At 34.0% G+C, this 11,629-nt stretch carries 11 protein-coding genes; 9 read left to right on the top strand and 2 right to left on the bottom strand.

Features of this window, described 5'->3' with window-relative positions; translation table 11 throughout:
• Positions 1-6: 6 nt before the first annotated feature.
• The 8 genes from ACIQ2L_RS02350 (at position 7) to ACIQ2L_RS02315 (ending at position 9,074) form a co-directional block, all read left to right on the top strand.
• Complete coding sequence (locus ACIQ2L_RS02350) at positions 7-927, top strand: type IX secretion system membrane protein PorP/SprF (RefSeq protein WP_396156061.1); 921 nt, start codon at positions 7-9, stop codon at positions 925-927.
• 18 nt (positions 928-945) lie between these two features.
• The gene (locus ACIQ2L_RS02345) at positions 946-2,817 is read left to right on the top strand and encodes an OmpA family protein (RefSeq protein WP_396156059.1); all 1,872 of its coding nucleotides are present in this window, start codon (positions 946-948) and stop codon (positions 2,815-2,817) included.
• Positions 2,818-3,262: 445 nt separating this feature from the next.
• Positions 3,263-4,039: a DUF3108 domain-containing protein gene (locus tag ACIQ2L_RS02340; RefSeq protein ID WP_396156057.1), complete on the top strand. Its 777-nt coding sequence runs from the start codon at positions 3,263-3,265 to the stop codon at positions 4,037-4,039.
• Positions 4,039-4,971, top strand: coding sequence for a tryptophan 2,3-dioxygenase family protein (locus ACIQ2L_RS02335; RefSeq protein ID WP_396156055.1), 933 nt, complete (start codon positions 4,039-4,041; stop codon positions 4,969-4,971). Before ACIQ2L_RS02340 ends, ACIQ2L_RS02335 begins: the two co-directional genes overlap by 1 nt.
• A gap of 10 nt (positions 4,972-4,981) precedes the next feature.
• A complete protein-coding gene (locus ACIQ2L_RS02330) occupies positions 4,982-6,214 on the top strand; it encodes a peptidoglycan DD-metalloendopeptidase family protein (RefSeq protein ID WP_396156053.1) in 1,233 nt (410 codons plus the stop codon).
• Positions 6,215-6,312: 98 nt separating this feature from the next.
• The gene (pgi, locus tag ACIQ2L_RS02325; protein ID WP_396156051.1) at positions 6,313-7,956 is read left to right on the top strand and encodes a glucose-6-phosphate isomerase; all 1,644 of its coding nucleotides are present in this window, start codon (positions 6,313-6,315) and stop codon (positions 7,954-7,956) included.
• A gap of 74 nt (positions 7,957-8,030) precedes the next feature.
• A complete protein-coding gene (locus ACIQ2L_RS02320) occupies positions 8,031-8,459 on the top strand; it encodes a hypothetical protein (protein WP_396156049.1) in 429 nt (142 codons plus the stop codon).
• A 75-nt stretch (positions 8,460-8,534) separates the two neighbouring features.
• A complete protein-coding gene (locus ACIQ2L_RS02315) occupies positions 8,535-9,074 on the top strand; it encodes a septal ring lytic transglycosylase RlpA family protein (RefSeq protein ID WP_396156047.1) in 540 nt (179 codons plus the stop codon).
• Here the strand turns inward: ACIQ2L_RS02315 and ACIQ2L_RS02310 are convergent, their stop codons facing one another.
• A complete protein-coding gene (locus ACIQ2L_RS02310) occupies positions 9,075-9,542 on the bottom strand; it encodes a CYTH domain-containing protein (RefSeq protein WP_396156045.1) in 468 nt (155 codons plus the stop codon).
• A gap of 177 nt (positions 9,543-9,719) precedes the next feature.
• On the opposite strand from ACIQ2L_RS02310, the gene dinB reads away from it, so the two are divergent.
• Complete coding sequence (gene dinB / locus ACIQ2L_RS02305; protein ID WP_396156043.1) at positions 9,720-10,802, top strand: DNA polymerase IV; 1,083 nt, start codon at positions 9,720-9,722, stop codon at positions 10,800-10,802.
• Between the two features lie 54 nt (positions 10,803-10,856).
• On the opposite strand, the gene ACIQ2L_RS02300 is transcribed toward dinB, so the two are convergent.
• Complete coding sequence (locus tag ACIQ2L_RS02300) at positions 10,857-11,612, bottom strand: Bax inhibitor-1/YccA family protein (protein ID WP_396156042.1); 756 nt, start codon at positions 11,610-11,612, stop codon at positions 10,857-10,859.
• Positions 11,613-11,629 lie beyond the last annotated feature (17 nt).

Raw genomic sequence — 11,629 nt, 5'->3', positions numbered from 1 at the left:
AACAAGATGAAGAAAATCTATTTCATTGCGATATTGGCTTTAGCGATTAACGAGTTAAGAGCGCAGCAAGATCCGCATTACACACAATACATGTACAATATGAGCGTAATGAATCCGGCATATGCTGGTTCAAAAGAGTCTATGTCAGGAGGAGTACTTTATAGAGCACAATGGGTTGGCCTTGATGGCGCTCCAACTACAGGAACCTTCTTTTTACATAGCCCTGTGGGCAGAAATGTAGGCCTTGGACTTTCGGTAATTTCAGATAAGATAGGTCCCGTAGAAGAGAATAACGTGTATGCCGATTTCTCGTATACTCTAAATTTAGGAGGAGAACACCGTTTGGCCTTTGGTTTAAAAGGAGGTTTGACCATGCATAAAATCGATTTTGAGACAATTTATCCAACCTTACCACAACCTTCACCAAACGATCCGTTTTTTGCATCTAATCCAAATACTACTTTTTTAAATATTGGTTCTGGGGTATTTTATTATACCAATAAATATTATGTTGCCTTTTCGGTTCCAAATATGTTAAAATCGAAATATTTAGATTTCAGCGGAAGAGAATACGGAACCGATGTTATTCATTATTTCTTAACAGGAGGTTATGTGTTTGATTTGAATCCAAACTTAAAATTCAAACCGTTTGCGATGATAAAATCATCTGTTAATGCGCCAACATCTGTTGATGTTTCTACCAACTTTATGCTCTACGATAAATTAGAGTTAGGAGCAACTTATAGATTGGAAGATTCCTTTGGTGCGATGGTGAACTTTGCCATAACTCCAAATTTAAGAATAGGATATGCTTATGATCGTGTAGTTTCAGATTTAAGAACAGTGGCTCCTGCTTCGCATGAGGTGATGATCTTATTTGATTTAAACTTCCCGAAAAAAGTATCACGTTCATCAAGATATTTCTAACCTAAAGCACTCCTAACAATGAAAAATCTATATATAGTAGTAAGTTTTATAGCCATCAGTTTTACGGTATCGGCACAAGACAAAAACACAAAAGTAGCCGATAAATTATTCAACAGATTTGAATATAATGATGCAGCTAAAGAATATTTAAAATTGGTTGAAAATGGCAAATCTGACCCATATGTATACAAGCAATTGGCAGATAGTTATTACAATGTTTTCAACTCGACAGAATCAGTAAAATGGTATGCTAAAGCAACCGAAACTAGTCAAGATGCAGAAACCTATTATCGTTATGCCCAAATGTTAAAAGCCAATGGGAAATATGAAGATGCCAACAAACAGATGAAAAAGTTTGCTGCAGCAGCACCAAATGATATGCGAGCTAAAGCCTTTAATGAGAATCCAAATTACATCCCAAGATTATTGGATAAAACAAAATTATTCAATGTAAATGGTTCCGATATTAGTAGTGATAAATCTGATTTTGGAGCGGTATTGTATGATGACAAAGTATACTTTGCAAGTGCTAGAAATGGAGCAAGAAAAACAGACGGTTGGACAGAAGAGCCTTTCTTAGATATTTATAAAGCCGATTATAATGCAGATGGAACGGTAACCAATGCTACTAAAGTTAGTGATTTGAATTCTAAATGGAATGATGGTCCAATTACAATAAGTGCAGACGGAAACACCGCCTATTTTGCAAGTGAGAGTTTTAAAGAAAAAATAGCAACACCTAAGGATAAAAAAGCCAACGCTAAATTTAGCCAAGTATTTCTATTTAAAGCTACCAAAAATGGAGACAAATGGGGCGATATCACGTCACTCCCATTCAACAGCAAAGAATTTTCAACAGCAAATCCATGCTTAAGTAGAGATGGGAAAACGTTGTACTTTTCGTCTAACCGACCAGGAAGCATCGGAGGAAACGATGTTTGGAAAGTAGCTATTAATACTGACGGGACTTATGGTGAGCCACAAAATTTAGGAAACAAAGTAAATACGGAAGGTAATGAAAGTTTTCCATTTATTGCCGATGATAACAAAACGCTATACTTCGCGTCAGCAGGGAAACCAGGATTTGGAGGATTAGATGTGTATCAAATTGATTTATCAAATGGTTCAGAGGCAACTAACTTAGGCAAACCCGTTAACACCGAAAAAGATGATTTTGCTTTTACGTTTAACAGTGCAAAAGGAGCAGGATTTTTATCGAGTAACCGAAACGCAAAAGACGATATTTTTGGAGTGAGTCCGATATGTGGAGTTGATGTACAAACGATTGTTACCGATGCTAAAACAGGCGCTATATTATCTAATGCAAGTGTTTCTATCCTTGATGACAAGAAGAATGTTATCGCAACAGAGATTTCAAATGAAAAAGGCGAAGTAAACTACAGAGTGGAATGCGACAAACCGTACGTAATTCAAGTTTCAAAAGATGGTTATGAAGGCAATACGTTTGCCGTTGCCAAAAGCAAAGGACCAAAAGTCAAAGTGGATGCTGCTTTACAACCAATAGATGTAATTGTTACGGAAACCGAAATTGTATTAAAACCAATTTATTTTGAATTTAACAAAAGTAATATTACTCAAGAAGGCGCTTTTGAGTTAGATAAATTGGTTCAAGTGATGAAAAACAATGATAAGATGGTTATCATGGCAAAATCGCACACGGACAACAGAGGTGCAGATAACTATAACTTAATACTATCAGAGAACAGAGCAAAATCAACTGTTCAATACATCGTTTCTAAAGGAATTGATTCTAGTAGAGTTTCTGGAAAAGGAATGGGTGAATTAGAACCAAAAGTAGATTGTGGAACGCAATGTACGGAGGAACAACATGCTCAAAATAGACGTTCTGAGTTTTTGATTGTGAAGTAATTTCAAAACATTAATATAAGACAAAGCCGAGCTTAAAGCTCGGCTTTGTTATTTAATACTAATGAAGTTTAATTTTAAAATAATTACATTATTTCTGTTAAAGATATTAGAAAAGCCAAAACAGACATTATGGGCTAAGCAGTAATTGTCTAAAATACACTTTTATTAAAGATAATTCATAGAAAAACTATAAATCACCGCATCCTTTGTTATTTAACTGTTAAAATTGACAAATCGCTTTTAATTATGCAATAATGTAAAGTATCTTTGCATCATAAAAAAAGTGAGGAGTGGTTTCCTTTTATTTTTTGGATAAATTTTCATAATTTATAGTTTTTTGGTTGGTTAATAGCATAAAAACCCAGTCATTAATTTGATTGGGTTTTTTTGTTTTGGTACATTTGGAACAGATATTGCAATGACAGTATAAAAGCAATTAAAAAGCATGAAAAAATATTTTTTATTAGCATTAGTCTTTATAACTGTAAGTTTCGATACACAAAAGCCATATGCCTATGATTCTGGTGAGTGGTTTAAGTTTAGAATACATTATGGGTTTATTAATGCAGGTTATGCGACACTTGAAATTAAAGATGCGATAAGAGACAATAAAAAAGTATATCACGCTATCGGAAAAGGGTATACTGTTGGAATGTCACGTTTTTTCTTTAAGGTTGATGACAATTACGAAAGTTATTTTGATAAAGTGACCAATAAACCCTATCAATTCGTTAGAAAAATAGACGAAGGAGGATATACTAAAAATCAAGAAGGGTTTTTTAATCAAGACAACAATAAAATTTTAATAAAGGATTACAAAAAAAATACAGAAAAAACATTTTCAGTAACTGAGCACGTTCAAGATATCATTTCAACATTTTATTTTTTAAGAAATCATCCCAACATTGATAAATTAAAAGTTGGAGAGTCAATAATTGTTGACATGTTTTTTGACGACGAAATTTTTAAATTTCAGTTAAAATATATAGGAAAGGAAAATTTAAAAACTAAATTTGGAACTGCTCCAACGATGATTTTTAGACCGTTGGTTCAATCTGGAAGAGTTTTCAAAGAAAAAGAAAGCTTAACAGTTTGGATTTCTGATGATAATAATAAAATCCCTTTAAGAATAAAAGCTAGCTTAGCTGTTGGATCTATAAAAGCCGATTTGGAAGGGTTTAAAGGATTGAAAAATCCATTTATGGTTAAATTAAATAATTAATGACTGCTAAAACAAATTCAGACTCTATATTAGATGCATTAGAACAAAAGTTTGATGCTATCAATCAAAAAACCGAAACACATCTTGAAGGATTACTTTGGTCAAAACCAATTACCTATTGGGATTATATACAAACGGATGTATTGCTGAATTTGCAGACACAAAGAACAGTTCTTCCAGACGAAATGGTATTTATAATGTACCATCAGGTAAATGAATTATTATTTAAAATGATTCTTTGGGAAATCAACCAATTGTGTCATACAGAAAAACCACAAACAGATTTCTTTACAGAAAAGCTAAGAAGAATTAGCCGCTATTTCGATATGCTTACTACTTCTTTTGATATCATGGGCGATGGGATGGAAGTCGAACAATATATGAAGTTCAGAAATACCTTGACTCCTGCAAGCGGATTTCAAAGTGCCCAATACCGATTAATAGAATTTTCGTCAACCGACTTAATAAATCTTATAGATTATCGATTTAGAGCTTCTATAGATAGAAATACACCTTATTCTCATGCGTTTGAACATTTGTATTGGCAAGCCGCGGGAAAAGATTATCAAACTGGTGAAAAATCATTTTTGATTTTAGAATTCGAAAGAAAGTACAGAGAAGAATTTCTTCGTTATATGGAAGAATACAACACCATTAATATTTGGCAAAAATTCAAACAATTGCCCGAATTAGATCAAATAAATGCCGAATTAGTGAAAGCAATGCGCCATTATGATCAAACGGTCAATATTACCTGGGTAATCGGACATTTGAATGCTGCTAAAAAATATATAGAAAGTGGGAAAGGTCATGGAGAAGCGACCGGAGGAAGTGATTGGAAAAAATACATGCATCCAAAATACCAACGAAGAATATTTTTCCCAGAACTTTGGAGTGAAGAAGAATTAAAAAATTGGGGAGAAGGATACTAACATAAGTACAATGTCAAAAATCTCTCAAAAAATAACTCTAATAGTTCTTCTTGCATTATTTATATTTTCTTGTAATAAAACTAATGAAGAAGAAATTATTATTCCAAAAGCTAAACCTAAATTAGTCGAGTTTGGATTCAATCTACATGATTTTAATGTGCTGAACGACACCATTAAATCGGGCGATACTTTTGGAAGTATTTTAGAAAGTCAAAATTTAGACGGAAAAGAAGTTTATGACATTGTAGCGAAAGTAAAAGACACTTTTGATGTTCGAACCATAAGAAGAGGCAAACCTTTTACCATTCTTCGTAGTAAAGACAGAACCAATAAAATAGAAGTTTTTATCTATCAACCAGACAAAATTAATTATTATGTGATTGATTTTAGAGATTCTATTGTTACGAAAAAAAAGACCAGACCGTTAACATTTAAAACTCGAACGATTGCAGGCGCTTTAAACGGTTCCTTATCAGAAACACTTCAAAATCTTAAAGTAGATCCGTCATTAGCTCCAAAAATAGCCAAAATTTACGCTTGGTCTATTGACTTCTTTAAATTACAGAAAGGAGATAAGTTTGGTTTGAAATTTACCGAAAGATATATCAATGATACTATTTACGATGGAGTTGATAGTTTAAAAGCAGCCTTTTTTGAATATAGAGGCAAGAATATTTACGCCTTCCCTTTTTCTCCAGAAGGAAACTCAGGCAAGCTTCAGTATTATGACGAAGAAGGGAAAACCTTGAAAAACTTTTTTCTAAAAGCACCTTTGAAATTTGTCAATATTACTTCAAGATATACTAAAAATAGATTTCATCCGGTGCAAAAAAGATGGAAAGCTCACAACGGAACCGATTATGCTGCGCCAACAGGCACTCCAATTATGTCAACTGCTGCAGGTTTTGTAGAACAAGCGGGATATACTACTGGGAATGGTAATTTTGTAAAAGTGAAGCACGATAGAACCTATTCAACTCAGTATTTACACATGTCAAAAATACTGGTAAGACGTGGTCAAAGAATCACTCAAGGACAAGTAATAGGAAGAGTAGGAAGTACGGGTTTGGCAACAGGACCGCACGTTTGCTACCGTTTTTGGAAAAATGGTGTGCAAGTTGATGCTTTACGATTAAAACTACCAACATCAACTCCAATGGACACCAAGTATCGACAAAAGTTTTTGACTTATATGACACCGCTAAAAAGAGAATTGGATAGTGTTTCTTCCGAGAATAATTAAAAAACTGTCGTTTTTTTCTCAACTATAACGTTAGCGTAAATTATTACTGAATTTTATACCAATCATAGTTGTAAATTTGTCATTCAAAAAATTTAAAAATGGCACTACCAAATATAAATCCAACCACCACAGTTGTTTGGGAAAAACTAAACGAACATTATGCTCAAATCAAAAACACTTCAATGCAAGAAATGTTTGCTAATGATGCTAAAAGAGCGGCAAAATTTAACATTCAATGGAATGATTTTTTAGTAGATTTCTCAAAAAATATAATAAATCAGGAAACGTTTACATTACTTCAAGATTTAGCCAAAGAAGTTAATTTAATGTCAGCTATTCAAAGTTATTTTTCCGGAGAAAATATTAATCAAACCGAAAACAGAGCTGTTCTTCATACTGCTTTGCGCGCTCCAGAGACGGCAACAGTTTTAGTTGATGGGAAAAATGTATTACCAGAAGTGTACGAAGTAAAAAACAAAATAAAATCTTTCTGTAACGACGTCATTTCAGGTCAGAGAAAAGGGTATACAGGCAAAACTTTTACCGACGTTGTCAATATCGGAATTGGTGGCTCGGACCTTGGACCGGCAATGGTTGTAGAAGCGTTACAATTCTATAAAAACCATCTGAACGTTCATTTTGTTTCCAATGTTGATGGAGATCATGTAAATGAAATCATCAAAAAAATAAATCCTGAAACCACCCTTTTTGTAATTGCATCTAAAACCTTTACTACCCAAGAGACACTTACCAACTCTGAGACGATTAGAACCTGGTTTTTAAAATCAGCAAAGCAAGAAGACGTTGCCAAACATTTTGTAGCCGTTTCAACTAACATTCAAAAAGTAACGGAATTCGGAATTAATCCAGACAATATTTTTCCCATGTGGGATTGGGTTGGCGGACGATTTTCACTTTGGAGTGCCGTTGGTTTGTCTAGTAGTTTAGCGGTCGGATTTGACAATTTCGACGATTTACTAAAAGGCGCTCACGATATGGATGAACATTTCAAAACCGCTGATTTTGACAAGAACATTCCAGTGGTTTTAGCGTTACTTAGTATATGGTACAATAATTTTTTCGGAGCCGAAAGCGAAGCGTTGATTCCGTACACGCAATACTTACAAAAGTTAGCTCCTTATCTGCAACAAGGCATCATGGAGAGCAATGGAAAAAGTGTTGGACGCGATGGGAAAACTGTTAATTATCAAACAGGAACCATTATTTGGGGCGAACCCGGAACAAATTCACAACATGCCTTTTTTCAATTAATTCATCAAGGGACAAAATTAATTCCAACCGATTTTATCGGATTCATAAAACCATTATATGGCAACCAAGATCATCATGATAAACTCATGTCAAACTTTTTTGCGCAAACCGAAGCTTTATTACATGGAAAAACCGAAGCACAAGTTAAAGCCGAATTTGAAAAACAAAATGTGATTGGAGAAAAAGCATCCTTTCTATTGCCATTTAAGGTTTTTAAAGGCAACAAACCAACAAACACTTTGTTAATAGAAAAACTTACGCCAAAAAGTTTGGGCTCTTTAATTGCCTTATATGAGCATAAAATTTTTGTGCAAGGGATTATCTGGAATATTTTTAGTTATGACCAATGGGGCGTTGAACTCGGAAAACAATTAGCCAATTCTATTTTAGAAGAAATTAATTCAGGATTAATTAACAAACACGACTCGTCTACAGAGTTCTTACTGCAACACTTTTTGAAACATAAATAATTGTTAAAACGGCAGCTAAGGTTGCCATTTTTTTATGCCTTTTTCGTTATATTTGTTTTTCAAAAAATAAAATTATGTATCACTTTATTCAAAAATTCCATTCGGGTTGGGCATATTTAGCGTTATTATTATTAGTATTTGCTGTAATAAATTCCTTTTTAGGAATGTCTTCCAAAAAAGAATTTACAACCAAAGACAGAAAAACTGCTTTAATTGGTTTGATAGGAACACATATACAATTAGTTGTTGGATTGCTGTTGTATTTTGTTTCTCCATTAGGGAAAGCCTCATTAGGAAATATGACGGATGCTGCAGTTCGATTAACATCATTAGAGCATCCATTACTCAATATCATTGCTATTATTTTAATAACTATCGGTTGGTCAAAACACAAAAAAGCAGCTACAAGTCAAGGAAAATTCAGATCAATTGCTGTTTTTTATGGTTTAGGACTGTTCCTAATATTGATTAGAATTCCATGGTCAACTTGGTTGAGCAAATAAAACAGAAGTCCTTTAAAGGACTTTTTTTATCAAGGAACACTTTTTGCAAAGTGGTTTTCATTTAAATTATTATACATGAATAATAAAATAGTTATACTTATTTTGACTTTAACCACATCACTTTTTGGGAGTGTTTTAGTTGATAACAAGCCGCAACAAAAGGATAAGAATAAAGAAAAGTCAGCTAAAGTTTCTCAAAGTAAAGAACACGATAAAAGCGCTGCTGTGACTAAAGTGGATACTGCTAAATCCAAACTAAAAAACGGCTTAGAAATAGATACATTAAATCTTTCCGATTTAAAAGTAAAACTTCTTAAAAAGAATGCCCACGCATCTTATTACCACAATAAATTTAATGGCAGACGAACGGCAAGCGGAAAACGATTTGATAATAACGGATATACCGCAGCCCATAAAAAATTACCGTTCGGCACAATGGTCAGAGTCACTAATGAAGCTAATGGGAAATCTGTATTAGTTGAAATTACCGATCGCGGACCATTTTCAAAAGCACGTGAAATAGATTTAAGCAAAAGAGCATTTATGGATATTGCATCTAACAAAAACTCTGGAATGGTTATTGTCACTTTAGACGTAATCGAACCTAAAAAATAATCACCAATTTTTAAAAGGGTTTTTACTTAAATAGGCATTATAATACCGTTCGTCGTTTGTTACTTCTTTTCCCAACCAAATTGGTTTTTCAAAAGCTTCATCTTCCGATTCCAATTCGATTTCAGCAAGAAGCAAACCGTCATTTTCCAAAGTAAAAATATCAACTTCAAAAACATGTTGACCCACTTTTATTTCGTGTCTAATTTTATCAATGATTCCGTATTCACAAATAAGCAAGAGCTTTTCCGCTTCTTCAATCGGAATTTCTTTTTCCCATTCCAAACGAGTTGCCCCTGTCGAATTTCCTTTTCCTTTAATGGTTAGGAAACCTTTATTTTCTTTTATTCTAACACGAACCGTTCTTTCCGGATTCGAATTTAAATACGCCTGAACAATTCTCTTTTTAGAAAACGATTCAGTAATAAAATCTTTCGAAAGCACTAAAAATTTACGTTCTATTTCTATCATTTTTTAGGAGCTTAATCCCGTTTTCCGCTATATCTTTTTATAAATTGCGGGTTTAAACCCGCAATTTATAAAAAGGATGCCGCTATAACCGGGGCTAGTTTTTCATCTGCGAAGCATACACCAAACACCAATAACAAATAATCACTTGGTGAGGTAAAAATAATATAAATTTGTGAGATGACGGAATCCATTTCATACCGAAAAATTATTCATATCGATATGGATGCTTTTTACGCATCGGTAGAACAAATGGACAACCCAGAACTCAAAGGCAAGCCATTGGCTGTTGGCGGAAGCGAAGTTCGAGGTGTAGTTTCGGCGGCAAGTTATGAAGCACGAAAGTTTGGTGTTCGCTCCGCCATGAATGGCGTTCAAGCAAAAAGGAATTGTCCCGATTTAATTTTCGTTCGACCACGGTTTGAACGCTACAAAGAAATTTCGAAACAAATTCGAAAAATATTCCACGAATACACCGATTTAGTCGAGCCATTATCGCTAGATGAAGCCTACCTCGATGTAACTCAAAATAAAAAAGGAAATCCAAGTGCTTCGTTAATGGCACAAGAAATAAGGCAACGCATTTTTGATGAAGTGGGTTTAACAGCATCCGCCGGAATTTCGGTCAATAAGTTTGTGGCAAAAATTGCCAGCGATTACAACAAACCTAACGGACAAAAAACAGTAAACCCAGAAGAAGTAGAAGCTTTTTTAGAGCACTTAGACATCAAAAAATTCTACGGCATTGGTAAAGTAACCACCGACAGAATGTATCATTTGGGCATTTTTACGGGGAAAGATTTGAAATCAAAAACGAAAGAGTTTCTAGAAGAACATTTCAGTAAAAGCGGTTTGCATTATTATAACATTGTTCGTGGCATTCACAACAGTCAAGTCAAGCCGAATAGAACAACAAAATCGGTAGCCGCCGAACATACCTTTAATGAAAATTTGACGTCAGAAATTTTTATGATAGAACGTTTAGAGCAAATAGCAGCTGAATTGGAAAAGCGGTTAAAGAAGCATACCATTTCAGGAAAAACAGTAACACTCAAAATCAAATACAGCGATTTTACGACCCAAACCCGAAGCAAGACCTTGCCTTACTTTATCTCTGACAAAGGATTGCTTTTAGAAACTGCTAAAGAACTCTTGTTTCAAGAGCGGATGAAAGAGTCAGTAAGATTGCTCGGTATTTCTTTAAATAACTTAAATACCGAAATTAAGAAGACTGTGGTGGTGCAATTGAAGTTTGAGTTTTAGCTATAAAAAAAACCGACCATAAGATCGGTTTCTATAGTTGCAAAAATTCAGATATTAATCTCTACTTGAAATCTTTGATAGCAGTCGCAAGAATTCTATATACAACCAAACTAAAGTTATCATTAATCCCATAGCACCATACCATTCCATATATTTTGGCATTTTTTGTTGCGCGCCTTTTTCAATTTGATCAAAATCTAAAAATAAATTCAAAGCGGCAATTACAATTACAAACACGCTAATTCCAATACTCATCCATGAATTTCCATAATGAACCGGCTGAAAACTGGTAAACATTGACAACAGCCATGAAATCAAATAATAAGTAGCAATAGCCAAAGTTGCTGCAAGAACAACCGATTTAAAACGTTCCGTTACTTGTACAATTTCATATTTGTACAATCCAAAACAAACCATAAACGTTACGAACGTACAACTAACGGCTTGAATCACAATTCCTGGATGCATAGCTTCAAATATAGCCGAAATACCACCTATAAATAATCCTTCAAAAATAGCATACCCTGGTGCTAAATACCCCGATAAATGAGGTTTAAATGTAGCAATCAAGACCAAAACGAGTCCAACTATTGCGCCGCCAATAGAAAACACAATTGGATTTTGACCATTAAAAGTCATTATCCAAGTGATGGCCGCACTTGCAACAAGCAGGATTAACATTAGGAAACTTTTATTCATAGTTCCCGAAACAGTCATGGTTTGATTGTAATCAATTACAACAGCATCATGGGTTACTTCGCTGTTTTCTTTAAACGATTTTGTTTTAAAAAATGGGTTGTTTGAATTCATAGTATTTTTGTTTTCAA

This window comes from Flavobacterium sp. (assembly GCF_044369455.1).
GTDB lineage: Bacteria > Bacteroidota > Bacteroidia > Flavobacteriales > Flavobacteriaceae > Flavobacterium.
Note: the sequence above shows the minus strand (reverse complement) of the source record. Positions and strands in the feature narration are given on the sequence as shown.

Coding starts and splice junctions, on each gene's coding strand:
- ACIQ2L_RS02335 (WP_396156055.1), top strand. CDS start 4,039: ATGACTGCTAAAACAAATTCAGACTCTATATTAGATGCATTAGAACAA.
- dinB (WP_396156043.1), top strand. CDS start 9,720: ATGACGGAATCCATTTCATACCGAAAAATTATTCATATCGATATGGAT.
- ACIQ2L_RS02350 (WP_396156061.1), top strand. CDS start 7: ATGAAGAAAATCTATTTCATTGCGATATTGGCTTTAGCGATTAACGAG.
- ACIQ2L_RS02310 (WP_396156045.1), bottom strand. CDS start 9,542: ATGATAGAAATAGAACGTAAATTTTTAGTGCTTTCGAAAGATTTTATT.
- ACIQ2L_RS02345 (WP_396156059.1), top strand. CDS start 946: ATGAAAAATCTATATATAGTAGTAAGTTTTATAGCCATCAGTTTTACG.
- ACIQ2L_RS02315 (WP_396156047.1), top strand. CDS start 8,535: ATGAATAATAAAATAGTTATACTTATTTTGACTTTAACCACATCACTT.
- pgi (WP_396156051.1), top strand. CDS start 6,313: ATGGCACTACCAAATATAAATCCAACCACCACAGTTGTTTGGGAAAAA.
- ACIQ2L_RS02330 (WP_396156053.1), top strand. CDS start 4,982: ATGTCAAAAATCTCTCAAAAAATAACTCTAATAGTTCTTCTTGCATTA.
- ACIQ2L_RS02300 (WP_396156042.1), bottom strand. CDS start 11,612: ATGAATTCAAACAACCCATTTTTTAAAACAAAATCGTTTAAAGAAAAC.
- ACIQ2L_RS02320 (WP_396156049.1), top strand. CDS start 8,031: ATGTATCACTTTATTCAAAAATTCCATTCGGGTTGGGCATATTTAGCG.
- ACIQ2L_RS02340 (WP_396156057.1), top strand. CDS start 3,263: ATGAAAAAATATTTTTTATTAGCATTAGTCTTTATAACTGTAAGTTTC.